Raw genomic sequence first — 24,753 nt, forward strand, 5'->3', positions numbered from 1 at the left:
TGCCGGGTTGATGTCCCGCATCTGCGCACGGGCCGGGACGCCACACGCGTGACCGCCGGGGCACGCGGCTACGCGGACTGGCCACGCGGGGGGACACCCGGGTACGGCGGTCGGCGGCGCACCTGGGACGCGAGGGCCATTTCGGCCACGGCGCGGGTCCGGTGGCCGTCCACTCGGTGGCGCCGCCCGCCGTTTTCGGCTTCGGTGAGGGAGAGCCGTTCAGCCGGCTTCAGCCGGACCGGTGACCGCTTCTCATGAGGCCGGACGAAGGAGTCATGCCGTGGACATCACCCTCGAAGTCATCCCGCTGCCCGTGTCCGACATCGACCGTGCCCGGGACTTCTACCGGGACAAGGTCGGCTTCCACGTGGACATCGACCAGGAGGTCATGCCCGGGATGCGGATCGTCCAGCTGACCCCTCCGGGTTCCGGCTGCTCGATCGCCCTGGGCGAGTCGATCTGGCAGATGACGCCCGGTCCCACCCCGGCTCCGGGCTCCTACCAGGGCCTGCAGCTGTGCGTCGCCGACATCAAGGCGGCCCACGCCGAGCTGGTCGCCCGCGGCCTCGACGTCTCGGAGCCGGTCCAGTACTCCCCCGACGACGGCGCGACGTTCATGCACTTCCAGGACCCGGACGGCAACGGGTGGGCGGTGCAGGAGTACCGGCGCAGGGCCACGGAGCCGCTGCACCAGCTGCTGGCGGACCTGAAGCGGCAGCAGGCCTGAGGCCCCCGCGCAACCCGGTCAGGAATCGAGAAGCGCGTCTCGCGGGGCGCGCTTAGCGTCGTTGTCATGACTTCCATCGCATCCGTCACCCTCGAGGTGGCCGACCCCGCCGTCGCCGACCGCTTCTACTCCGCCGCCTTCGGTCTGGGCGACCGGCTGCGCCTGCGGGCCTCGGCGGCACCGACGTCCGGCTTCCGCGGGTTCACGCTGTCACTCGTCGTGCCCCAGCCGGCCGACGTGGACGCGTTCTTCGAAGCGGCCGTGCGGGCCGGGGCGACGCCGCTGAAGCCCGCCGCCAGGTCGCTGTGGGGCTACGGGGGCGTCGTACAGGCCCCGGACGGCACGATCTGGCAGCTCGCGTCGTCGTCGAAGAAGAACACCGGCCCGGCGACGGGGCGGGTCGACGAGGTGGTGCTGCTGCTCGGTGTCGAGGACGTGAAGGCCAGCAAGCAGTTCTACGTCGACCACGGCCTGGCCGTGGGCAAGAGCTTCGGCTCCAAGTACGTCGAGTTCGCCGCCGAGGGCCCCGTGAAGCTGGCCCTGTACAAGCGCCGCGGCCTCGCCAAGGTCGCCGGCGTCTCCCCCGACGGCACCGGCTCCCACCGCCTCACCATCGCGGGCGACACCGGGCCGTTCACCGACCCGGACGGTTTCGCGTGGACTACGGCTTCGGAGAGTGCGGCGGTGTGAGCGGTGCCGGGGAGGGTCGTCCGGCCCGGGCCGGACGACCCGGCAGACCTACAGCGCCGGAAGGTTCTTCCGCAGCTCGAACGCGGTGACCTCGGAGCGGTACTCCTCCCACTCCTGCCGCTTGTTGCGCAGGAAGAAGTCGAAGACGTGCTCGCCGAGGGTCTCGGCGACGAGGTCGCTGCGTTCCATGAGGGTCAGGGCCTCGCCCAGGTTCTGCGGGAGCGGCTCGATGCCCATGGCGCGGCGCTCCGCGTCGGAGAGGGCCCAGACGTCGTCCTCGGCGCCCGGCGGGAGTTCGTAGCCCTCCTCGATGCCCTTGAGGCCGGCGGCCAGCAGCAGTGCGTAGGCGAGGTAGGGGTTGGCGCCGGAGTCGAGGGAGCGGACCTCGACCCGGGCCGAGCCCGTCTTGCCGGGCTTGTACATGGGGACGCGGACCAGTGCCGAGCGGTTGTTGTGGCCCCAGCAGATGTACGAGGGTGCCTCGCCGCCCGCGCCCGCGGTGCGCTCCGCGCCGCCCCAGATGCGCTTGTAGGAGTTGACCCACTGGTTGGTGACCGCGGAGATCTCCGCCGCGTGCCGCAGCAGGCCCGCGATGAAGGAGCGGCCCACCTTGGAGAGCTGGTACTCCGAGCCGGACTCGTAGAACGCGTTGCGGTCGCCCTCGAAGAGCGAGAGGTGCGTGTGCATGCCGCTGCCCGGGTGCTCCGAGAACGGCTTCGGCATGAACGTGGCGTGCACGCCCTGCTCCAGGGCCACCTGCTTCATGACGAGGCGGAAGGTCATGACGTTGTCGGCCGTGGACAGCGCGTCGGCGTAGCGCAGGTCGATCTCCTGCTGGCCCGGCGCGCCCTCGTGGTGGGAGAACTCCACCGAGATGCCCATCGACTCCAGCATGGTGATCGCCTGGCGGCGGAAGTCCATGCCGACGTTGGTCGGGGTGTGGTCGAAGTAGCCGGAGTTGTCGGCCGGGGTGGGGCGGGAGCCGTCCAGCGGGCGGTCCTTCAGCAGGAAGAACTCGATCTCCGGGTGGGTGTAGAAGGTGAAGCCCAGGTCGGAGGTGCGGGCGAGGGCGCGCTTGAGCACGTAGCGCGGGTCGGCGAAGGACGGGGAGCCGTCCGGCATGAGGATGTCGCAGAACATCCGGGCCGTGCCCGGGGCCTCCGCGCGCCACGGCAGGATCTGGAAGGTCGACGGGTCCGGCTTGGCGATCATGTCGGACTCGTAGACCCGGGCGAAGCCCTCGATTGCGGAGCCGTCGAAGCCGATGCCCTCGTCGAAGGCCTGCTCCAGCTCGGCCGGGGCCACGGCGACGGACTTGAGGAAGCCCAGCACGTCCGTGAACCACAGGCGTACGAACCGGATGTCGCGCTCCTCCAACGTCCGGAGCACGAACTCCTGCTGCTTGTCCATCTTCCGCTTCCCCATCCTTGCTGGTCAGGCCGCCTTCTCTTCCGTACCACGGGAGGCGGTCGGGCACCTGAGCATCCCACCACACCACCGTTTCGAACGCATTGCGGACCATGATCGCCCGGCTGATGCGGGGTCGAACGCGTCACGTACGGCAGGTGAACTGCTCTTCCGCCCATAGTGCCTGCTCGCACCGGCATCCGTAACGGCCGGTTCCCTTCGTCGCTCCACCCACTTAATTTGCATCTCATATGCAACTTTAAATAGCGTGCGCTCAGCCGAGCCCTGAGGAGCCCTCATGCTGTCCGAGCAGTCCGCCGCCACCGTCCGTGCCACGCTCCCCGCCGTCGGGGCCGCCCTCGGCACGATCACCGAGCGCTTCTACGCCGGACTGTTCGCGGCACACCCCGAGCTGCGGCGGGATCTGTTCAACCGGGGCAACCAGGCCTCCGGCGCCCAGCGCCAGGCGCTCGCCGGGGCCGTCGCGGCGTTCGCGACCCACCTGCTGGACCACCCCGGGCAGCGGCCGGACGGGATGCTCCACCGCATCGCCCACAAGCACGCCTCGCTCGGTGTCGCGCCGGAGCAGTACGGCGTCGTCCACGAGCATCTGTTCGCCGCCATCGCCGAGGTGCTCGGCGACGCCGTCACGCCCGAGGTCGCCGCCGCCTGGGACGAGGTCTACTGGCTGATGGCGAACGCCCTGATCGCCGAGGAGCGGCGGCTGCGCGAGGAGCGCGGCGGGCACACCTGGCGGTGCTGGGAGGTCGTCGACCGGGTCGCCGAGACCGACGACGTCGCCACGTTCCGGCTGCGGCCGGCCGACGGCGGTCCGGTGCGGGACTTCCTCGCGGGGCAGTACGTCTCCGTCCGTGTCGCCCTCGCGGACGGCGCCCGGCAGATACGGCAGTACAGCCTGTCGGGGGCGCCCGGCCCCGGCCTTCGGCAGATCAGCGTGAAGCGGATCCGCGGGGCCGGCGTCCCCGACGGCGAGGTCTCGAACCATCTGCACGCGCGCGTGCGGGTCGGCGACGTACTGGAGCTGTCCGAGCCGTACGGCGACCTGGTCCTGGACGGCGGTCCCGGCACGCCGCTGCTGCTGGCCTCGGCGGGCATCGGCGTGACTCCGATGGCGGCGATGCTGGCGCACCTCGCCGGCTCCGGCCACAGCGCCCCGGTCACCGTCGTGCACGCCGACCGCTCCCCCGCCACCCACGCCCTGCGCACCGACCACGAGGCCTACGCCGCCAAGCTGCCCGACGTGGCCGTCCACCTCTGGTACGAGCAGGACGCTCCCGCGGGAACGCATCCCGGACGGGTCGACCTCACCGGTGTCGCGCTCGCCCCGGGCACGCGCGCGTACCTGTGCGGCCCGCTCCCGTTCATGCGGGCGGTGCGCACCCAGCTGATCGCCCGGGGCGTGGCCCCCGCCCACATCCACTACGAGGTGTTCGGCCCGGACCTGTGGCTGGCGGGGCAGGGCTAGGGGGTACGGGGGTCGGAGCCTTCCGTAGCCGAGGGGCCGGGACTAAGGGGTACGGGGAGCGGCGCCCCGCGAGATCCCCAGCAGCAGTGCCCCGGTCGGCTCCGCCACGATGTCCTCCACGGTGACCGGGTCCAGTGAGGTGAAGAACGCCTCCTGGGCCCGGCGCAGGGCGCCGCGCAGGCGGCAGGCGGAGTTGAGGGGGCAGGGCGTCGGGCCCTCGCAGTCGACCACGTCGCCGCCGCCCTCGAAGGCGCGGACCACGGCGCCCACCGAGGCCGTACGGCCCCGCTCGGTGAGGGTGAGGCCGCCGCCCCGGCCGCGGCGGGCCTGGAGCAGGCCCATGTGCTGGAGCTCGGCGACGACCTTCGCCAGGTGGGTGTACGGCACGTCCATGCCGTCCGCGACGTCCCGGGTCGTCGGACTCGACGCGCCCGCGACGGCGAGCCGCATCAGCACCCGCAGGGCGAGGTCGGTCGAGCGCAGCAGCCGCATGCGGGCAGCCTAGGTAATGGGAATCTGCGGTTCAAATTATCCGGCATCCGTGAGCAGGCCCTCGGGGCGCGACACCGGCGCACGGACCGGTGAAGCTGTCGGGCGGCTGTCGGTGCCGTATCGATTCGGCCCATTCCCGCGGCTGCCCTACGAGGCGCCCCGCCTCCCCCACTACGATCACTCCACCCGACCGTCACTTTTCCCACGAAGGACACCTCATGGGCTCCGCCAACAAGAGCAGCACGGACCGCAGGGCGCGAATAGAGGAGATGCGGCGCGCCGAGCAGTCCCGTGAGCGCCGCAACCGGGTCCTCACCATCGCGGCCAGTGTGGTGGTCCTCGCCGGGCTCGTGGTCGGCGGTGTCGTGCTGGTGCGGTCCCAGGACGACGGGGGCAGTGACACCGCGGCGACGAGCGACTCCTCCGGCAAGGGCAAGTTCGTGACGGGCAAGGACGGCGTGAGGACGTGGGAGGGCAAGCTGTCCCGCAACCACGTCACCAAGGCCGTGAAGTACGCCTCCGAACCGCCGGTCGGCGGCGATCACAACCCGGTCTGGATGAACTGCAACGGCGACGTCTACACCGAGCCGCTGAAGAACACCAACGCCGTGCACTCGCTGGAGCACGGCGCGGTGTGGGTGACGTACAACGCCGACGCGAAGAAGGCCGACGTCGACGCGCTCGCGGCGAAGGTGAAGAAGACGCCGTACACGCTGATGAGCCCGATGGACGACCAGAAGGACCCGATCATGCTCTCGGCGTGGGGTCACCAGCGCACCGTGACGGGCGCGAAGGACCCGAACGTGGACGCGTTCTTCGAGAAGTTCGTCCAGGGCGAGCAGACCCCCGAGCCGGGAGCCGCGTGCACGAACGGGCTGTCCGAGTGAGGCATGCCGGCCTGATCGCCGGGGCCGCGGCGGCGGCCCTCGTGGCCGCCGGTGCGATCACCTACGCCGTCGCCGGGGACGACGGCGGCGGCAGGACGCCGTCCGCCGAGTCCGCGGACGCGGGCTTCGCGCGGGACATGGCGGTGCACCACCAGCAGGCCGTGGAGATGTCGTACATCGTGCGCGACCGCACGCGGGACGAGGAGGTCCGGCGGCTCGCGTACGACATCGCGCAGACACAGGCCAACCAGCGCGGCATGATGCTCGGCTGGCTGGACCTGTGGGGTCTGCCCAAGGTGTCCTCCGAACCGCCGATGACCTGGATGGACATGGGCGGCATGGCCTCCGGCAAGGACGGCGCGCTGATGCCGGGCATGGCGACCAACACCGAGATGAAGAAGCTCGGCGAGCTCAGCGGGAAGCGGGCGGAGGTCTTCTACCTCCAGCTGATGACGGACCATCACAAGGGCGGCATCCACATGGCCGAGGGCTGTGTGGAGCGGTGCGCGGTCGGCGTGGAGAAGCGGCTCGCCCAGGGCATGGTGGACGCGCAGCAGTCGGAGATCGCGCTGATGGCGGACATGCTCAAGGAGCGGGGCGCGGCGGCACGGCCGTAGGGACACGCGGGGCGTAAGCCTCACATCGCCCCGCACTGCGGCCTCTTGGGCTCTTCTTGGCCTCCGTAGAGCGGTTCTTGGGCTGCGCCATTCCCTGGCATGAACGGTTCATCGCGAGAGTGGCGACCGTCGAGTGATCCACTCACGACGAACCGCAGGGGGTTCCATGAGATCCAACCGCGCCACGGTGCGCGCCGGGGTGAGTCTGGCAGCGACACTGCCGATGCTCGCCGGTGCGCTGGCGCTCGGCATACCCGCGGCCCACGCCGCCGACCACCCGGCCCGCGACCTGCTGGCCGGGACCCGGCCCGCGTGGGCCACCGCCAAGGCGGACAGGGGCGCCACCTCCGACACCACCCGGGTCTCGGCCCGGGTCTACCTCGCCGGCCGGGACGCGGCGGGCCTGGCCGCCTACGCCAAGGCCGTCTCCGACCCGCATTCGGACTCCTACGGCAAGTACCTGACGGCCGGGCAGGCGCAGGCCCGCTTCGGTGCGACCCCGGCCCAGGTGGCGGCCGTGAAGTCCTGGCTGACGGCCGCGGGCCTGAAGGTCACCGGCGTCACGCGGCACTACGTGTCCGTCAGCGGTGACGTGGCCGCCGTCGAGAAGGCGTTCGGCACCCGGCTGCACAACTTCGCCAAGGGCTCGAGGACCTACCGCGCTCCGGCGAGCACCGCCTCCGTGCCGCAGAGCCTGGCCGACGCCGTCCTGACCGTGACCGGGCTGGACAACGCGCCGCACATGGCCACGCACGACGATCAGCTGCCGCCGCCGGACACCGTGTTCCGCAACGCCGGGCCGTTCTCCTCGTACTACGGCTCCGCCACCGCGAGCACTCTCCCGGACGCCTACGGCAAGAAGGTCCCCTACGTCGTCAAGGGCTACACGGGCAAGCAGCTGCGGGCCGCCTACGGCGCGGGCACGCGCACCGGCAAGGGCGTCCGGGTCGCCATCACGGACGCGTACGCCTCCCCGACGATCGCCTACGACGCCGGCACCTACGCCAAGCGCAACGGCGACGCGGCGTGGAAGACGGGTCAGCTGCAGCAGGTCCTGCCCAAGAAGTACTCCGACACCAAGGGCTGCTCGGCCTCCGGCTGGTACGGCGAGGAGACCCTGGACGTCGAGGCCGTGCACGCGGTCGCGCCCGCCGCGAACGTCACCTACGTCGGCGCCGCCTCCTGCCACGACGACGACCTGCTCGACGCGCTCGGCAAGGTCGTCGACAAGCACCTGGCCGACATCGTCTCCAACTCCTGGGGCGAGGTCGAGGCCGCGCAGACCCCCGACCTCGCGGCCGCCTACGACCAGGTCTTCCAGCTGGGCGCGGTCGAGGGCATCGGCTTCTACTTCTCCTCCGGTGACGACGGCGACGAGGTCGCGAACTCCGGCACGAAGCAGGTCGACTCCCCGGCCAACTCGGCGTGGGTGACCGCCGTCGGCGGCACCTCGCTGGCCGTCGGCAAGGACGACACGTACCTCTGGGAGACCGGCTGGGGCACCGACAAGGCGACCCTGTCGGCCGACGGCAAGAGCTGGACCGACTTCCCCGGCGCGTTCACCTCGGGCGCGGGCGGAGGCACCAGCAAGACCGTCGCCGAGCCCGGCTACCAGCAGGGCGTCGTGCCGAACGCGCTGGCGAAGGCCAACAGCGCGGCCGGCAACCGGGTCGTCCCGGACATCGCGGCGATCGCCGACCCGAACACCGGCTTCCTGGTGGGACAGACGCAGACGCTCCCCGACGGCAAGACACAGGCCTACAGCGAGTACCGCATCGGCGGCACCTCGCTCGCCGCGCCGACCATCGCGGCCGTCCAGGCCCTCGCCCAGGAGGCCCGCGGCAAGGCGATCGGCTTCGCCAACCCGGTGATCTACGCGAAGTACGGCTCGAAGGTCTACCACGACGTCACCGACGACCCGACGGGCTCCGGCCTCGCCGTGGCCCGGGTCGACTTCGTGAACGGCTACGACGCCACGGGCGGTCTGACCACGTCCGTGCGCAGCCTCGGCAAGGACAGCTCGCTCGCGGCCGTGAAGGGCTACGACGACGTCACCGGCGTGGGCTCGCCCGCGAACGGCTACGTGGAGTCGTACCGGCGCCGCTGAGGTGCGCTGACTTCCGCCGGCCTCCGCAAGGGGACATGGGGTGGTGTGGGGTGACCCACACCACCCCATTGTGTCGCTCTGACGATTACACTGGGCGGCGTGCCTCAACTACGTCTCGCCCTGAACCAGATCGACGCCGGCGTGGGCGACCTCGCCGGTAACACCGAGTCGATCGTCCGCTGGACCCGGCACTCCGCCGAACAGGGAGCGCATCTGGTCGCGTTCCCGGAGATGGTGCTGACCGGGTATCCCGTCGAGGACCTGGCGCTCAGGTCGTCCTTCGTCGAGGCCTCCCGCGCGGCGCTGCGCGCTCTCGCCGCGCGCCTGGCCGAGGAGGGCTTCGGAGAGCTGCCGGTGATCGTCGGCTATCTCGACCGCAGCGCGACCGCCCAGCCGAAGTACGGCCAGCCGGCTGGCGCGCCGCAGAACGCCGGGGCGGTGCTCCACCGCGGCGAGGTGGTCCTGAACTTCGCCAAGCACCACCTGCCGAACTACGGCGTCTTCGACGAGTTCCGCTACTTCGTGCCCGGCGACAGCATGCCGGTGCTGCGGGTGCACGGCGTGGACGTCGCCCTGGCCATCTGCGAGGACCTCTGGCAGGACGGGGGCCGCGTCCCCGCCGCCCGTTCGGCGCAGGCGGGCCTGCTGGTGTCCATCAACGCCTCCCCCTATGAGCGCAACAAGGACGACACGCGCCTGGAGCTGGTCCGCAAGCGGGCGCAGGAGGCCGGCTGCACCACGGCCTACCTGGCCATGATCGGCGGCCAGGACGAGCTGGTGTTCGACGGCGACTCGATCGTGGTCGACAAGGACGGCGAGGTCGTGGCGCGTGCGCCGCAGTTCTCCGAGGGCTGCGTGGTCCTGGACCTGGACCTTCCGGCCGCGTCGGCGGACGCGCCGACGGGCGTGGTCGACGACGGTCTGCGCATCGACCGCGTGGTGCTCTCCGAGGAGCCGCTGCCGGCGTACGAGCCCGAGCTCACGGGCGGTTACGCGGACCGGCTGGACGACGACGAGGAGGTCTACTCGGCGCTGGTCGTGGGCCTGCGGGCGTACGTCGCGAAGAACGGTTTCACCTCGGTCCTGATCGGGCTGTCCGGCGGGATCGACTCGGCGCTGGTCGCGGCGATCGCCTGCGACGCGGTGGGCGCGCAGAACGTGTACGGCGTGTCGATGCCGTCGAAGTACTCCTCGGACCACTCCAAGGACGACGCGGCCGAACTGGCCCGTCGCACGGGCCTGAACTACCGCACCGTGGCCATCGAGCCGATGTTCGACGCGTACATGGGCTCGCTGGGCCTGACCGGCCTGGCCGAGGAGAACCTCCAGTCGCGCCTGCGCGGCACGCTGCTCATGGCGATCTCCAACCAGGAGGGCCACATCGTCCTGGCCCCGGGCAACAAGTCGGAACTGGCGGTCGGCTACTCGACGCTCTACGGCGACTCGGTCGGGGCGTACGGTCCGATCAAGGACGTCTACAAGACGTCGGTGTTCCGGCTCGCCGAGTGGCGCAACCGGGCCGCCCGGGAGCGTGGCCAGACCCCGCCCATCCCGGAGAACTCGATCTCCAAGCCCCCGAGCGCGGAACTGCGCCCGGGCCAGGTCGACACGGACTCGCTGCCCGATTACCCCGTCCTGGATTCGCTCCTGGAGCTGTACGTCGACCGGGACCGGGGCGCGGACGAGATCGTGGCGGCCGGCTTCGACGCGGAGCTGGTCGCGAAGACGCTGCGCATGGTCGACACGGCCGAGTACAAGCGGCGTCAGTACCCGCCGGGCACGAAGATCTCCCCGAAGGGCTTCGGCAAGGACCGCCGGCTGCCGATCACGAACGGGTGGCGGGAGTCGCTCTGACGGGCGAGGGTCGTCAGGGACGGCCACGGCCACCGGCCCGGCCTCCCGGGCCCGGCGGTCTCCCGCACCGTGAGGTGCGGGAGACCGCCGGGCCCGCCGAGACCCGCGTCCCTCGACCCGACCACGGGAGCCCGCCATGAGGATCCATCTGACCAGCGTCTTCGTCGACGACCAGGCCAAGGCCCTCCGCTTCTACACCGAGGTGCTCGGCTTCGTGAAGAAGTACGACGTCCCGGTCGGCGAAACGGACCGGTGGCTGACCGTCGTCTCCCCCGAGGATCCCGGCGGCACGGAGCTGCTGCTGGAGCCCGCGGGGCACCCGGCCGTCAAGCCCTACCGCGACGCGCTCGCCGCCGACGGCATCCCCGTCGCCCAGTTCGCCGTGGACGACGTTCGCGCCGAGTACGAGCGCCTGAGCCGTCTGGGCGTCCGCTTCACCCAGGAGCCCGTGGACATGGGCCCCGTCACCACGGCCGTCCTCGACGACACCTGCGGCAACCTGATCCAGATCGCGACCCAGCCGCGGGAGTAGGGCGGTCGCGCGCCCGGCGCTTCAACCGGTCCTCCTGCGTACTGACGGCTGGTCACGTAGCCTCGGCGCGGAGGGGGTCGATCGTGAGCGAGCGGAGTGTTCCGGAGCGTGTTCTGGCCGCCGAACGGCTAGCCGTCGAGGCGGGGTTCACCAAGAGCTGCGTCCGGGAGGTCGGCAGGCTGCTGAGGACGGCTGCCGCCGCCAAGCCCGGTGGGGTCGTCGCCGAGAGCGGCACCGGGTCGGGTGTGGGGACCGCCTGGCTGCACAGCGGCCTCGGGGACGGCGCGCGGCTCGTCACCGTGGAACGGGACGAGGAGCTGGCCCGTCGCGCGGCCGGGGTGTTCGCCGACGACGGCCGCGTCAGCGTGCTGACCGGTGACTGGCGGCTGCTCGAACGGCACGCCCCGTTCGACGTGTTCTTCTGCGACGGCGGCGGCAAGCGGGACGACCCGCACAGGGTCGTCGAGCTGCTCGCCCCCGGCGGGATTCTCGTCCTGGACGACTTCACGCCGTCGGCCGAGTGGCCGCCCCGGTTCGAGGGCGAGGTGGACGAGCTGCGCCTGTTCTACCTCACCCATCCGGACCTGGACGCGGCCGAGGTCCTCACCACTCCGACCAGTTCGGCGGTCGTCGCGGCGCGGCGGCAGGCGTCCCGGTAGACGACGAGCGGCGGCAGCCCGTGGGTCCGGTCCCGTGGCTGCCGCCTGACGAACGAGGGCAGCCCGTGGGAACAGGTCCCACGGGCTGCCGTACGCCGGAAGCCGTCAGTGGTGCACCGGCTCCGCCTCCTGCGGGACGTGGCTCGCCACGATCCGCTCGCGGCCGGAGGCCGGGGCCCGGCGGCGGTCCACCGCGTAGGCGAAGGACGCCACGGCCAGTCCGAGAACGGCCAGGGCCACACCGGCCAGGGCCGGGGAGGTGACGCCGAAGCCCGCGGCCAGGGCGAGACCGCCGATCCAGGCGCCGCCGGCGTTGGCCAGGTTGAAGGCGGCCTGGTTGGCCGAGGAGGCCAGGGACGGGGCCGAGGAGGCCTTCTCCATGACCATGAGCTGGAGCGGGGAGCCGGTGGCGAAGGCGGTCAGGCCGAGCAGGATCACGGCGACGGCGGCCGTGACCTCCGTGCGCATCAGCAGCGGGAACAGCGACAGGACCACCACCAGCGAGGCGAGGCAGCCGAACAGGGTGCCGCGCAGGGAGTGGTCGGCCAGGCGGCCGCCCAGCAGGTTGCCCGCGGTCGCGCCGACGCCGAACAGCGCCAGCAGCAGGGTGACGCTGGCGTCGGCGTAGCCGGCGGCTTCCGTGAGCATCGGCGTGATGTAGCTGTAGGCCGAGAAGAGCGCACCGAAGCCCGCGACGGTCGTGCCGAGCGACAGCCAGACCGGCAGGGAGCTCAGGGCGGCGAGTTCGCCGCGCAGGCCCTGGGCGGTGATGTGCTCGTGATCCCGCGGGATGAGGAGCGCGAGCGCGGCGATGGCCGCGAGGCCGATGGCGCTGACGCCGAGGAAGGTCGCCCTCCAGCCGAGGTGCTGACCCATCAGGGTCGCGACCGGCACGCCCGCGACGTTCGCGATCGTCAGGCCGAGGAACATCAGCGAGACGGAGCGCGCCTTGCGTTCGGGGGCGACCATGTTCGTCGCTACGACGGCGCCGACGCCGAAGAAGGCGCCGTGCGGCAGGCCGCTCAGGAAGCGGGCGGCCAGCAGCCAGCCGTTGTCGGGCGCGAGGGCCGACAGGGCGTTGCCCACGACGAACAGTCCCATCAGGCCGGTGAGAACCGTGCGCCGGGACATCTTCGCGGTGACCGCGGCCAGCAGCGGGGCGCCGATGACGACGCCCAGCGCGTACGCCGACACCAGATGGCCGGCGCTGGGTATCGAGATGTTCAGGTCGTCCGCGACGTCGGGCAGCAGCCCCATCATCACGAACTCGGTCGTACCGATGCCGAAGGCGCCCACGGCAAGGGCTAGCAGGGCCAGGGGCATGAGTGAGCCTTTCGAGACTTGCTTGGAGATCCGTACGCGTATGTTCAAGTACGGAACAAAGTCTCGCAGGCGCGCTATTCCACGCCCTGCCGCCTTCGGCGCGGATTTCCGGCGGCAGGGCTGTGACCAGGGAGTTTCAGGAACCGCTTGTGGTGACACTCACACGCGCCGCGACCGGGAGATGGTCGCTGCCGGTCTGCGGGAGGGTCCATGAGCTGTCCGGCTTCAGGCCCCGGACCATGATCTGGTCGATGCGCGCCATCGGGAAGGACGCGGGCCAGCTGAAGCCGAAGCCGTTGCCCGCCGCACCCTGCGTGGAACGCATCTGCGAGGTCACGGCGTTGAGCGCGCGGTCGTTCATCGTGCCGTTCAGGTCGCCGAGCAGGACCACGTCCTTCAGCGGTTCGTGGGCGATGGCCTCGCCGAGGTAGTCGGCGCTGCGGTCGCGCTGCCGGGCCGTGAAACCGGCCTCCATCTTCACGCGCACCGAGGGCAGATGGGCGACGTAGACGGCGACCTGCCCGGCCGGGGCGGTCACGGTGGCGCGCATCGCGCGGGTCCAGCCCATGTCGGTGTCGACGGCCCGCACCCCGCTCAGCGGGTACTTGCTCCACACCCCGACCGTGCCCTGCACCGAGTGGTAGCGGTACGTCGACGCCAGCGCCTTCTCGTACGTGGGCACCGCGGCCGGCGTCAGCTCCTCCAGGGCCAGCACGTCCGCTCCGGAGGCGGCCACGTCACGGGCGGTGCCGGCCGGGTCCGGGTTCTCGGCGTTGACGTTGTGCGTGACCACCGTGAGGTCGCCGCCGGTGGCGGTCTTGTCACTGAGCTGACCGCCGAAGAGGTTCAGCCAGACCACGGACGGCAGCAGCACCGCGATCAGCGCGGTCGCGGACCTGCGGACCAGGGCGAGGACGAGCAGCACCGGGACCAGGAGGCCCAGCCAGGGCAGGAACGTCTCGGTGAGGCTGCCCAGGTTGCCGATCGTGTTCGGGATGCGCGAGTGCAGCCCCATGACCAGGGCCAGCAGCACGGCGGCCGCGGCGACGAACAGCCCGCGCCGCCAGATCCGCGGGTCGCCCCGCCAGGAGCCCGCCAGCCGGTCGAACAGGCGCCGAAGCCGGGCTCCCCGTGGCTCGGGCCCCGAGCCGCCGTTGTCCGTCTCCGTCATGTACGCCTGCTGCGCCATACCGTCGCCTCACTGCCTGCCGTGCACACCATCGCCCCCGTGTCCTTACGACCCTAGGGGATGATCCGTTCCGTTCCCGCCGACCCTCGACGGCCGTACGGGGGCGATGACGTTCGGCTTCCCGCGACGAGTTCCGATCAGACCCCCCGAAAGCGTCCTCTGTGACGAAACACGCACACTAGGAGCCCTGGGAGGCGGAACTGACTGAGGGTGAGCTGCCCGGCCGCAGCCCTTCGAGCAGGGTGTCGACGACCTGCTCGGCGAGGTCGTCGGGGAGGTCGGCGTCGGTGTGCAGCACGGCGCGCAACAGCATCGGCCCGAGGAACAGGTCGTTCAGCAGCTTCAGGTCGAGGTCCGTGCGCAGTTCGCCGTTCTTCTGGCCGCGGCTGAGGACCTCCAGGCCGAGCCGGCGGCGCGGGGCGACGACGGTGGCGTGGTACGCCGCCCACAGTTTCGGGCTGCTCTTCATCTGGGCGTGGACGCTGTGCAGGATCGCCGAGGAGCGGTTGGCCAGGCCGCGCCGGCGCACCTGCTCCAGCAGGACCACGAGGTCGTCGCGCATGGAGGTGCCCGGCAGCGGCGGATCCGGGAGCTCGGCGGCGCGCACGACGTCGACGAAGAGCTCCTCCTTGCCGCTCCAGCGGCGGTAGATGGTGGCCTTGCCGACACCCGCGGTGCGGGCGATGCGCTCGATGGACAGGTCCGCGAGGGGCACGCCCTCCTCCAGGAGCTTCATCACGCCCTCGATGATGGCGCGCTCGACGGCCTCGCTTCTGGGACGTCCCCTCGCGGGACCGTCGTGCGGGGGGTGCCGTTCGGCGAGGCTCACGTCGCTGCTTCCTTTCCTGACCCGGCGACGGCCGTTCCGAGCCGGCCGGGACGTGCATTCTCCCGCGTGCCTACGAGCTGGTGTGCGACAACCTCTGCTCCTCCTCGGCCCCCTGGACCGCCGGGGGCCTGCCCGGCAGGAACAGCGCCACGAGGACCGCGCCGAGGACCGCGACGCCCGCGCCCCACAGGGCGGTGACGTGCATCGCGTGCAGGAAGGCGTCGTGGGCCGGGGCGACCAGGGCCTCGCCCCGCGGGCCCAGCTTGTCCGCGATGCCGAGCGTGGCCTCGATGGACTCCCCCGCGGTGTGCCGTAGCGCCGGGGGCAGGGCGCCGAGTTTGTCCTCGACGCCCGTGCGGTACGCCGTGGACAGCACCGAGCCGAGGACGGCGATGCCGAGGGCGCCGCCGACCTGCCGGAAGGTGTTGCTGAGCGCGGAGGCGGAGCCGGCCTTCTCACGGGGCAGGGCCTGCATGATGACGACGCTGACCGGCGTCATGATGTGCGCCATGCCGGTGCCCATCAGGAAGAAGATCACTTCCAGGATCCAGATGGGCGTATCGGCGTCCAGCGCGGCGAACGCGGCCAGCGTGGCGGCGATGACGAGGAGGCCCCCCGTGGTCGTGGCCTTGTTGCCGATGCGGTCGACCACCAGCCGGGCGCGCGGCGCGAAGATCATCTGGGCTGCGGCCAGCGGCAGCATGAGCAGGCCGGTCTGCAGGGGCGAGTAGCCGCGCACGCTCTGGGTGTAGAAGACGGAGAAGAAGGTCACGCCCATGAGGGCGAAGAAGACCAGCGCGATGGCGGCGATGGCGGCCGAGAAGACCTTGTTCTTGAAGTACGTGACGTCTATCGACGGGTGGTCGCTGCGCTTTTCGAACACGACGAACGCGACGAGTACGGCGAGACCGGCGCCGATGGTGGACAGCACGGTGGCGTCGGTGAAGTCGGCGAGCTGGCCGCCCTTGATGATGCCGTAGACGAGCAGGACCAGGCCGACGACGGACAGCACCACGCCGACGGGGTCCACCCGGCCGGGGTTCGGGTCGCGCGAGTCGGGCACCAGCCAGAGCATCAGCGCGAGCGCGAGCAGCACGATCGGCACGTTGATGAGGAAGACCGAGCCCCACCAGAAGTGGTCGAGCAGCACGCCGCCCGTGATCGGGCCGATGGCGATGGCGAGTCCGACGCCGCCCGCCCAGATGCCGATGGCCTTCGGCTGCTCCTCGCGCTCGAAGACGTTCATGAGGACGGCGAGGGTGGCGGGCATCACGAACGCGGCGCCCAGGCCCATCACCGCCCGGAAGGTGATCAGCTCGCCCGGCGAGCCGGAGAAGGCGGCGAACGCCGAGCCGATGCCGAACACGGCGAGACCGCCGAGGAGCACCTTCTTGCGGCCCAGCCGGTCACCGAGCAGCCCGGCGGTGAACAGCAGGCCCGCGAAGACGAGGGTGTAGGCGTTGATCGCCCATTCCAGTTCGCTCTGCGTGGCGCCCAGGCCGGTGGGGGCCGGGGTGGAGATCGTCTTGATGGCGACGTTCAGGATCGAGTTGTCCAGCACGACGATCAGCAGGCTCAGCATCAGCACGCCGAGGATCGCCCAGCGGCGCCGGTGCACCGCTTCCGGTACGCGCGGGCCGGTGGGGGCGGCCGGATCGGCAGGAGTAGTCATGAGGGCGAGCCTAGGACCATTTCGATACGAGACCGTCTCGTATCGGAATTCTCTTACCAGGATCTTACGCGGCTTCCCCCGTCCGGCCTCCGGGGGTGGAACTCACAGGGGCTCCCCTAGCCCTCGGTGGCACGAGGTGCCACCATGGACGTGGTCCGGGGACGCCGTCAGGGCGCCTCGAGATGACGTGTTAGGAGCCGTGCAATGACGCAGCTTCCGGCTGCCCAGACTGCTCAGCAGAAGTCCTCCGACGGCGGCAGGGCGCTGTACGGGGGCAAGGGCACCCGCCGTATCACCGTGCGCGACATCGCCGCCGCCAAGGAGCGCGGCGAGAAGTGGCCGATGCTCACCGCCTACGACGCGATGACCGCGTCCGTGTTCGACGAGGCCGGGATCCCGGTGATGCTCGTCGGCGACTCGGCGGGCAACTGCCACCTCGGGTACGAGACGACCGTACCCGTCACCCTCGACGAGATGACGATGCTGTCGGCGGCGGTCGTACGGGGCACCTCCCGTGCCCTGATCGTCGGCGACCTGCCCTTCGGCTCCTACCAGGAGGGTCCGGTGCAGGCGCTGCGCTCGGCGACCCGGCTGGTGAAGGAGGCGGGCGTGCAGGCGGTGAAGCTGGAGGGGGGCGAGCGGTCGCACGAACAGATCCGGCTGCTCGTCGAGTCCGGCATCCCGGTCATGGCCCACATCGGGCTGACCCCGCAGTCGGTCAACGCGATGGGCTACCGCGTGCAGGGGCGGGGCGAGGAGGCGGCCCAGCAGCTGCTGCGGGACGCCAAGGCCGTGCAGGACGCCGGTGCGTTCGCCGTGGTGCTGGAGCTGGTTCCGGCGGAGCTGGCCGCCGAGGTGACGCGGGTGCTGCACATCCCGACCGTCGGCATCGGGGCGGGCCCCGAGACCGACGCGCAGGTGCTGGTGTGGACCGACATGCTGGGTCTGACCGGCGGGCGGGTGCCGAAGTTCGTGAAGCAGTACGCCAACCTGCGTGAGGTCATGGGCGACGCGGTGAAGGCGTTCGCCGACGAGGTCGTCGGCGGGACGTTCCCGCAGGAGGAGAACTCGGTCCACTAGAGCCACAGCGGTACCACGGACAGCCCGTCGATCTCCCCCAGTCGACGGGCTGTCCCCTGTGCCGACACCACCGACAGCCTGGCCGGGGCCACCGGCACGCGCTGTCGGCGGCCTGTCGGTGATTTGTCGGTGGGCCCTGGGAGCGTCTGTCCCATGACGCGAATCGACACACAGACCAGCGGCGCCGCTGTCACCGTGCGGGGGCTGGTGAAGCACTACGGGGAGACCAAGGCTCTGGACGGGGTCGACCTGGAGGTGCGGGAAGGCACCGTCATGGGGGTGCTCGGGCCGAACGGGGCCGGGAAGACGACCCTCGTGCGGATCCTGTCCACCCTGCTGGCGCCCGACTCCGGGCAGGCCACGGTGGCCGGGTACGACGTCGTACGGCAGCCGCGGCAGCTACGGCGCGTGATAGGGCTCACGGGCCAGTACGCGTCCGTGGACGAGAAGCTCTCGGGCTGGGAGAACCTGTACATGATCGGGCGGCTGCTCGATCTGCCCCGCAAGGAGGCCCGCGCCCGTGCCGACGGGCTGCTGGAGCGCTTCTCGCTCACCGAGGCGGCCAAGCGGCCGGCGGCGACCTACTCCGGGGGGATGCGGCGGCGGCTGGACCTGGCCGCGTCGATGATCGGCCGGCCGGCCGTGCTCTTCCTCGACGAGCCGACCACCGGGCTCGACCCGCGCACCCGCAACGAGGTGTGGGACGAGGTGAAGCGCATGGTCGGCGACGGGGTCACCGTGCTGCTCACCACCCAGTACATGGAGGAGGCCGAGCAGCTCGCCTCCGAGCTGACGGTCGTCGACCGCGGCCAGGTCATCGCGGGCGGCGCGATCGAGGCGCTGAAGGCGAAGGTCGGCGGCCGGACGCTGCGGGTCCGCCCGGCCGATCCCACCCGCCTGCGGCCCCTCGCCGGCGCGCTGGACGAGCTGGGGATCACCGGGCTCGCCACCACGACCGTCGACACCGACCGGGGTGAGGTCCTCGTGCCGATCCTCAGCGACGAACAGCTGACGGCCGTGGTCGGCGCGGTCACCGCGCGCGGCATCACGCTCTCCTCCATCACCACCGAACTGCCCAGCCTGGACGAGGTGTTCCTGTCCCTCACCGGCCACCGTGCCAGTGCCCCGCAGGACGCCGCACCCGCCGAAGACCTTCAGGAGGCCGCCGTATGAGCGCCGTCACCGTCAGCGACGCCGCCGCGGACGCCCGGATCCCGCTGCGCGGCCATCTGCGCCACACCGGGGCCCTGATCCGCCGCAACCTGCTGTGGATCCGCAAGGACCCGGAGTCGATGGCCGACGCACTGCTGATGCCGGTCATCTTCACGCTGCTGTTCGTGTTCGTGTTCGGCGGCTCGATCGGGCAGGCGCTGGGCGGCGGGCAGGACCGGTACGTGCAGTACGTCATCCCCGGGATGATCGCCATGATGAGCATGACGCTGTCCCAGGGCGTCGGCACCGGCTTCAGCCAGGACTTCAACTCCGGCGTCATGGACCGCTTCCGGTCCCTGCCCATCGGGCGCGGCTCGGTGCTGTTCGCGAAGATCTCGGTGGAGCTGCTGCGGATGCTGTTCGCGACCGCCGTGCTGATGATCGTCGCCGTGGCCGTCGGGTTCGAGATCACGAACTGGCCGGGGCTGTTCGCGACCGTGGCCCTGTCCACGGCGTTCGCCTCGTCGATCATGTGGGTGTTCCTCACCCTGGGCGTGATCCTGAAGAACGCGCAGTCGGTGCAGGCGATGGGCTTCCTGGTGCTGTTCCCTCTGCAGTTCGGCTCGTCGATCTTCGCGCCGACCACGTCGATGCCGGGCTGGCTGCAGGCGTTCACCGACTACAACCCGCTGTCCACGCTCGCGGACGCCGCGCGCGGACTCATGGTGGGCGGACCGGTCGCCCACGACCTGTGGGTGACGCTCGGCTGGTCGGTGGCCATCACCGCCGTGATGGCGCCCGTCGCGATCCACAAGTTCCGCACGAAGAACTGACCGGACGGCTCGGATCCGCGTCAGAGCAGGGCGGTGGCCTCGTCGAGGGAGAGGCCGCCGCCCTGCGCGTACGCGGTCTCGTACGCCTCGTCCCCGAGCAGCGCCCGGGCCTGCCGCTCCGCCCGCCGCCGGGTCTCGCGCTCCTGCCGTTGGGAGCTGTGACCGGGCGGCAGCAGCGCGTCGAAGGCGCCCAGACAGCGGGCCGCGTCCTCGGCGCGCCCTCCGCCGTCGAGGCCGGCCAGGGCCCAGGCGCCGATGAGCAGGTACCCGGAGCGCATGTAGGGCGCGATGGCCGTGGACAGCGGGTCGGCGGCCCGGTTCAGTGCCCTGCGGATCAGGTGCAGACACTCCTCGTACCGGCTCTCGGCGGCGTCCAGCCAGGCCTCCGCGCCGAGGATGAACGCGTCGAAGACGATGAAGTGGGCGATCCGGAAATCCCGGCGCAGCCGCTTCAGCTGCTCGCGTGCCTCCGCGGTGCGTCCCGTCATGCCGAGCAGACCCGCGAGGAACAGCCGGGCGGCGGGCATGGCCTCGCTGTGCGAGTCCTCGCGCTGGGCGATCACCTCGCGCAGCAGCCGCTCACCGCGCTCGCCGTCGCCCGCCTCCAGCAGCGCGCTGCCCAGCCGGGCGCTGAGCACCGCCGCCTGGGCGCGGGCGCCGAGGTGTTCGGCGTGGGCGATGGCCGCTTCGTAGTCGGCGGCGGCCAGGGCGTAGTGGCCCTTGCGTTCGTGGGCCTCGGCGCGGGCGGAGAGGGCCTCGGCGGTGCCCCAGGCGTCGCCGAGGCGCCGGTAGATCTCCAGCGACTCGTCGGCGTCCTGCGCGGCGTCGCCGGCCCAGTCGGTGCGGTTGGCGAGGAAGTTGGCCCGCATCTGCAGGCCGGAGGCGAGCTCCCAGTCGAAGCCCGGCGTCTGCCGGCAGGTGCGGATGGACGCGTCGATGATGACGCGCAGCCGGTCCATGTCGCCGGTCAGCATCACGGCGAAGAACCAGAGCAGGCCGGGGAGCCGGCAGTTCTGCGGCAGACCGGGCTCGTAGGTCCCGGCGATGGCGCGCAGCTTCCGCTGGGCCTCCGGGTTCTGCCAGGCTTCCAGCTCGGTGTCCATGCAGGCGAGGTGGGCGAGATGGATGCCGCGCCGCGCCTCCCACAGGATCTCGCCGGTCATCGGGGGCGGGGCGTCGGTGCAGCGTTCCCACACGGCGGCGGCGGGGCGTACGGGCTCGGTGAACGGGTCGGGGCCGAGCGCCATGACCTCGCGGCACCAGTTGCGGGCCTCGATGCGCAGGTCCCGCATCTGCCAGTACCAGACGAGGGACAGCGCCAGGCACAGCGCCTCCTGCTCGTCGCGCAGGATCACGGCGTGGCGCAGGGCGATGCGCAGGTTGTCGTACTCGCGCTCCAGCAGGCGGATCGCGGCGAGCTGGCCGGGTCCGCGCAGCAACGGGTCGGTGGTGCGGGCGAGTTCGCGGAAGTACGTCAGGTGGGCGCGTTCGGTGTCGCCGCGCTGCCCCGATTCGTCCAGCCGTTCGGCGGCGTACTCGGCGACGGTCTCCAGAAGGCGGTAGCGCATCTCCCCCTCGGCGGACTCGCCGGGCGGGGCGGCCACGACCAGGGAGCGGTCGACGAGGGAGCCGAGGGCCTGAAGGGCGGCCGGTCCGCACACGGCCTCGGCGGCGGGCAGGTCGCAGCCGCCGGCGAACACCGACAGTCTTCGCAGGACGTCCCGTTCGTCCTCGTCGAGCAGGTCCCAGGACCAGTCGACGACGGCCCGGAGGGTCTGCTGGCGGGGCAGGACGGTGCGGCTGCCGGAGGTGAGGAGACGGAAGCGGTCGTCGAGCCGGTCGGCGATCTGGCGGGGGGTGAGCATCCGCAGGCGGGCGGCGGCGAGTTCGATGGCCAGGGGCAGGCCGTCGAGGCGCCGGCAGATCTCGGCGCACGCCTCCGGGTCGTCCTCGATCCGGAAGCCGGGCCGGGCCGCCGCGCCCCGGTCGGCGAGCAGCCGCAGCGCGACCGGCTCGGGCAGCGGCTCCACCGGGCGCAGCAACTCCCCCGGCACGCCCAGCGGTTCACGGCTGGTGGCCAGCACGGTGAGGTCGGGGCAGCGGGCCAGCAGCTCCTCGGTGAGGCGGGCGGCGGCGTCGGCGACGTGCTCGCAGTTGTCGAGGATCAGCAGCATGCGGGGCCGGAAACAGTGCTCGGCGAGCCGTTCGACGGGGTCGTCGAGCCGGTCGCCGACGGCGGCGCGGATGCCCTCGGCGCTCGCGCCGTACAGCACGGTCTCGCGGGCGCCGAGGGCGGTGAGCACGGCCTCGGGGACGGCGTCGGGGTCGTCGACCGGGGCGAGTTCGGCCAGCCACACGCCGCCGCGCATGGTCTCGCGCACGGACTCGGCGGCCTCCTGCGACAGACGGGTCTTCCCGGCGCCGCCGGGTCCGAGCAGGGTGACCAGCCGGGCCGCCGCGAGATCCCCGCGGATGGTCTCGATGTCGCTTTCCCGGCCGATGAAGGAGGTGAGCCGGGCCCGGAGGTTCCCGGCGGACCTGCCCGGCCCCCCGGCTGCGGGCAGCGGGGCGGGAGCCTCGCCGAGGCGGAGCAACTCCGCGTGCAGGGAACGCAGTTCCGGCCCCGGGTCGGCGCCGAGACGGTCGGCGAGGAGGCGTCGCACGTCCTCGTAGGCGTCCAGGGCCTCCGCCGTACGGCCGGCGTCCCGCAGGGCGCGCAGACGCAGGGCCTGGAGGGGTTCGTCCAACGGGTGGCCGTCGCACAGGGCGGTCAGTTCGGGCAGGGACTGTTCGGCCCGGCCGAGAGCGAGGGCGGCGGTGTGGCGGGCGCGCAGCACGTCCAGGCGGCGGGCGTCCCGGCGGGTCGCTTCGGCGGCGCGGTCGGGCAGGTCGGCGAGGGCCGGGCCGCGCCAGAGCGCGAGGGCGTCGTCGAGGACCACGGCGGCCTTGGCGGGGTCGCCGTCGGACAGCGCCCGCAGCCCCTCGCCGGCCAGCCGTTCGAAGCGGTGCAGGTCGACGTCGTCGGGCGGGGCGGTGAGCCGGTACCCGCCCTCGACGGAGGCGATCGCGTCCGCGCCGAGTGTCCTGCGCAGCCGTCCGACCAGCGCCTGCAGTGCCCCCGGCGCGTCGGCGGGCGGCTGCCCGCCCCACACCTCGTCGACGAGCAGCCCGGCGGGCACGGTCCGGCCCGCCCGCAGCGCGAGCACGGTCAGCAGCGCACGCAACCGCGCCCCGCCGACCGGAAGAACCGTCCCGTCGTCGCGGAGCGCCTGCGTGGTGCCGAGGATGCGGTAGCGCACGGGGTCCATTGTCTCCGGTGACATGTAAGCGGTCACGACGGCCCGACGGCGCGGCGACGGCTGGTGGGGATGTGTGACGGGCCCCCGCGGACCGGCCCGCGGAGGCGGACGGCTCGTGAGGGACGTCTCGGCAGCGTGCCGGGGGCGCGGCCGGCCGCGACGTGAGCCGCGGACGGTCCACTCGCAGCTTCCTCATGGCCTTCGGTGAGGTCGCGCTCACCTCGGCGTCCGTGCCGAGCCACGACCCGTACGCCGTGTGAGGGCCGATGGTGGCGAGGCGGGGAGGGGCGGCACCGCGTTCACCCATGCCGGCGCCTCGGCCGGTCGCGGTGCTTCGGCGGGGTCGCCGCCGTGCTCAGTTTCTCCAGCAGGACCGCCAGCTCCGCCGCGGGCAGGCCCTCCGTCTCCGCGCCGGGCACGGCGTCCCGGTGAGGGATTCCCCGGGCTTCGCGCAGGGCGTGGGAGAGCCAGGAGTCCGTACCCGGCACCTCCAGGGTCACCACCACGCCCGAATCCCGCCATTGCCGCCCCTGTTCCTCCCGCCTCTCGCCGAACCACTCCGGGCACCGCTCCACCAGCCGCAGCCGCCGCTCCCCCGCCACCGGCTGCCACGTGCGCGAGCCGGGCGCGGTCTCCGCGTAGGCCTGCGTGAGCACCTGCACGGCCCGCACCCGCCCACCGGTCTCGGGCCACCGCGCGCCATGCCGCTCGACGGACAGCAGCCCCACCGACCGGATCCGGCCCCCCGGCTTCGGCCGCCGGTCCTCCCCGTCGTCGGGGCCCCCGCCCAGGGCGGCCGTGAGGCCGGTCTCCCCCCGCACGACCCGGACGCCGCCGACGTCCTCCACCGGCCCGCACACCTTGCTGAGCTGGTCGTGCCAGCCGCCGCCGAACACCTGGCCGGCATCCTCCAGGAGCAGCGGCCAGCCGACCTCGTCCCCCACCAAGAAGGGCGTGCCGCAGCACTCCATCTGCCAGTCCTCGTAGATCACGTGCCACAGCCCCATTCCCCCACCCTCCCCGGAACCGACCGCCCCGCGCGAGACGTTTTTCCTCTGCGCCCGGTACCGTCGGGCCGTCCCACCCCGTGTCGATGAGTGCAGGGAGCCCCATGACCACCGCCACCACCCGCCACAGCGAGCGGCGGATCAGTCCCGTGTTCGTCGGGATCCTCGCCGTGACGGCGGTCACGGGATGGGCGACCTGGACCGGGTTCGCCGAGCAGCCCGGTGTCGCCGTGTTCCTGTTCGTGACGGCGGCGTGGATCGTCTCGCTGTGCCTCCACGAGTACGCGCACGCGCGCACCGCCCTGCACAGCGGCGACATCTCGGTCGGCGCGAAGGGCTATCTGACCCTGAACCCGCTGAAGTACACCCACGCGCTGCTCAGCATCGTGCTGCCGGTGATCTTCGTGATCATGGGCGGTATCGGGCTGCCCGGCGGTGCCGTGTTCATCGAGCGGGGGCGGATCCAGGGGCGCTGGAAGCACAGCCTGATCTCGGCGGCGGGCCCGCTGACGAACGTGCTGTTCGCCGTCGTCTGCACCGCCCCGTTCTGGCTGGACGCGCTCGACGGCGTACCGAACGACTTCCGGTTCGCCCTCGCCTTCCTCGCGCTGCTCCAGGTGACGGCCGCGCTGCTGAACTTCCTGCCGGTTCCGGGGCTGGACGGCTACGGCGTGATCGAGCCCTGGCTGTCGTACAACGTCCGCCGCCAGGTGGAGCCGTTCGCGCCGTTCGGGCTGCTGTTCGTGTTCGCGCTGCTGTGGCTGCCCGCGGTGAACGGCGTCTTCTTCGACGTGATCGACACGATCCTGAAGTCCCTCGGGATCAGTGACTTCGAGACGTACTGCGGTCAGGAGCTGTACCGCTTCTGGCAGGGCTCCAACGAGTTCTGCCAGGCGGCCCCGTGACGGAAG

21 protein-coding genes are annotated in these 24,753 nt (G+C 71.9%); 13 read left to right on the forward strand and 8 right to left on the reverse strand.

Annotated features, from left to right (window positions below; all coding sequences use genetic code 11):
* Positions 1 to 280: 280 nt before the first annotated feature.
* On the forward strand, positions 281 to 727 hold the full coding sequence (locus ADK65_RS21870; RefSeq protein WP_053672033.1) for a VOC family protein: 447 nt from the start codon (positions 281 to 283) through the stop codon (positions 725 to 727).
* Positions 728 to 793: 66 nt separating this feature from the next.
* Positions 794 to 1,417 (forward strand): glyoxalase, encoded by a 624-nt coding sequence (locus tag ADK65_RS21875; protein WP_053672034.1) that lies wholly within the window; start codon positions 794 to 796, stop codon positions 1,415 to 1,417.
* Between the two features lie 48 nt (positions 1,418 to 1,465).
* Here the strand turns inward: ADK65_RS21875 and glnA are convergent, their stop codons facing one another.
* A complete protein-coding gene (glnA, locus tag ADK65_RS21880) occupies positions 1,466 to 2,827 on the reverse strand; it encodes a type I glutamate--ammonia ligase (protein WP_033312643.1) in 1,362 nt (453 codons plus the stop codon).
* Positions 2,828 to 3,122: 295 nt separating this feature from the next.
* Here glnA and ADK65_RS21885 point away from each other — a divergent pair, with 295 nt between their 5' ends.
* On the forward strand, positions 3,123 to 4,310 hold the full coding sequence (locus tag ADK65_RS21885; RefSeq protein ID WP_053672035.1) for a globin domain-containing protein: 1,188 nt from the start codon (positions 3,123 to 3,125) through the stop codon (positions 4,308 to 4,310).
* A gap of 42 nt (positions 4,311 to 4,352) precedes the next feature.
* Here the strand turns inward: ADK65_RS21885 and ADK65_RS21890 are convergent, their stop codons facing one another.
* The gene (locus tag ADK65_RS21890) at positions 4,353 to 4,802 is read right to left on the reverse strand and encodes an RrF2 family transcriptional regulator (RefSeq protein ID WP_053672036.1); all 450 of its coding nucleotides are present in this window, start codon (positions 4,800 to 4,802) and stop codon (positions 4,353 to 4,355) included.
* A gap of 218 nt (positions 4,803 to 5,020) precedes the next feature.
* Between ADK65_RS21890 and ADK65_RS21895 the strand changes: the two genes are divergently transcribed.
* From ADK65_RS21895 to ADK65_RS21920, 6 genes are all read left to right on the forward strand, one after another.
* Positions 5,021 to 5,689: a DUF3105 domain-containing protein gene (locus ADK65_RS21895; RefSeq protein WP_053672037.1), complete on the forward strand. Its 669-nt coding sequence runs from the start codon at positions 5,021 to 5,023 to the stop codon at positions 5,687 to 5,689.
* Positions 5,686 to 6,306 (forward strand): DUF305 domain-containing protein, encoded by a 621-nt coding sequence (locus ADK65_RS21900; RefSeq protein ID WP_053672038.1) that lies wholly within the window; start codon positions 5,686 to 5,688, stop codon positions 6,304 to 6,306. The genes ADK65_RS21895 and ADK65_RS21900 overlap by 4 nt, the downstream gene beginning before the upstream one ends.
* A gap of 166 nt (positions 6,307 to 6,472) precedes the next feature.
* Positions 6,473 to 8,413, forward strand: coding sequence for a S53 family peptidase (locus ADK65_RS21905; protein ID WP_053672039.1), 1,941 nt, complete (start codon positions 6,473 to 6,475; stop codon positions 8,411 to 8,413).
* A gap of 99 nt (positions 8,414 to 8,512) precedes the next feature.
* Positions 8,513 to 10,267 (forward strand): NAD+ synthase, encoded by a 1,755-nt coding sequence (locus ADK65_RS21910; RefSeq protein ID WP_053672040.1) that lies wholly within the window; start codon positions 8,513 to 8,515, stop codon positions 10,265 to 10,267.
* 136 nt (positions 10,268 to 10,403) lie between these two features.
* Positions 10,404 to 10,799, forward strand: a complete 396-nt coding sequence (locus ADK65_RS21915) for a VOC family protein (protein WP_053672041.1) — start codon at positions 10,404 to 10,406, stop codon at positions 10,797 to 10,799.
* Positions 10,800 to 10,879: 80 nt separating this feature from the next.
* A complete protein-coding gene (locus tag ADK65_RS21920) occupies positions 10,880 to 11,458 on the forward strand; it encodes an O-methyltransferase (RefSeq protein WP_053672263.1) in 579 nt (192 codons plus the stop codon).
* A gap of 105 nt (positions 11,459 to 11,563) precedes the next feature.
* Here the strand turns inward: ADK65_RS21920 and ADK65_RS21925 are convergent, their stop codons facing one another.
* From ADK65_RS21925 to ADK65_RS21940, 4 genes are all read right to left on the reverse strand, one after another.
* On the reverse strand, positions 11,564 to 12,781 hold the full coding sequence (locus ADK65_RS21925; RefSeq protein WP_053672042.1) for an MFS transporter: 1,218 nt from the start codon (positions 12,779 to 12,781) through the stop codon (positions 11,564 to 11,566).
* 136 nt (positions 12,782 to 12,917) lie between these two features.
* A complete protein-coding gene (locus ADK65_RS21930) occupies positions 12,918 to 13,970 on the reverse strand; it encodes an endonuclease/exonuclease/phosphatase family protein (protein WP_053672043.1) in 1,053 nt (350 codons plus the stop codon).
* 178 nt (positions 13,971 to 14,148) lie between these two features.
* Positions 14,149 to 14,799: a TetR/AcrR family transcriptional regulator gene (locus tag ADK65_RS21935; RefSeq protein ID WP_053672044.1), complete on the reverse strand. Its 651-nt coding sequence runs from the start codon at positions 14,797 to 14,799 to the stop codon at positions 14,149 to 14,151.
* Between the two features lie 70 nt (positions 14,800 to 14,869).
* A complete protein-coding gene (locus ADK65_RS21940) occupies positions 14,870 to 16,471 on the reverse strand; it encodes an MFS transporter (RefSeq protein ID WP_078956084.1) in 1,602 nt (533 codons plus the stop codon).
* A gap of 204 nt (positions 16,472 to 16,675) precedes the next feature.
* Between ADK65_RS21940 and panB the strand changes: the two genes are divergently transcribed.
* The 3 genes from panB to ADK65_RS21955 all read left to right on the forward strand — a co-directional run bounded on the left by panB (position 16,676) and on the right by ADK65_RS21955 (position 19,536).
* Entirely contained in the window at positions 16,676 to 17,551 is an 876-nt protein-coding gene (gene panB, locus ADK65_RS21945) for a 3-methyl-2-oxobutanoate hydroxymethyltransferase (protein ID WP_053672046.1), read from the forward strand.
* A gap of 153 nt (positions 17,552 to 17,704) precedes the next feature.
* Entirely contained in the window at positions 17,705 to 18,724 is a 1,020-nt protein-coding gene (locus ADK65_RS21950) for an ATP-binding cassette domain-containing protein (protein ID WP_053672047.1), read from the forward strand.
* Entirely contained in the window at positions 18,721 to 19,536 is an 816-nt protein-coding gene (locus ADK65_RS21955) for an ABC transporter permease (RefSeq protein ID WP_053672048.1), read from the forward strand. Before ADK65_RS21950 ends, ADK65_RS21955 begins: the two co-directional genes overlap by 4 nt.
* Positions 19,537 to 19,556: 20 nt before the next feature.
* Here ADK65_RS21955 and ADK65_RS21960 read toward each other — a convergent pair whose 3' ends face one another.
* Entirely contained in the window at positions 19,557 to 22,844 is a 3,288-nt protein-coding gene (locus ADK65_RS21960; protein ID WP_053672049.1) for a BTAD domain-containing putative transcriptional regulator, read from the reverse strand.
* Between the two features lie 290 nt (positions 22,845 to 23,134).
* The gene (locus tag ADK65_RS21965) at positions 23,135 to 23,842 is read right to left on the reverse strand and encodes a DUF6578 domain-containing protein (RefSeq protein WP_053672050.1); all 708 of its coding nucleotides are present in this window, start codon (positions 23,840 to 23,842) and stop codon (positions 23,135 to 23,137) included.
* A gap of 104 nt (positions 23,843 to 23,946) precedes the next feature.
* Here ADK65_RS21965 and ADK65_RS21970 point away from each other — a divergent pair, with 104 nt between their 5' ends.
* Positions 23,947 to 24,747: a site-2 protease family protein gene (locus tag ADK65_RS21970; RefSeq protein WP_053672051.1), complete on the forward strand. Its 801-nt coding sequence runs from the start codon at positions 23,947 to 23,949 to the stop codon at positions 24,745 to 24,747.
* The last annotated feature ends 6 nt before the right edge of the window (positions 24,748 to 24,753 follow it).

It is taken from the genome of Streptomyces sp. NRRL B-1140, from assembly GCF_001280065.1.
Lineage (GTDB): Bacteria > Actinomycetota > Actinomycetes > Streptomycetales > Streptomycetaceae > Streptomyces.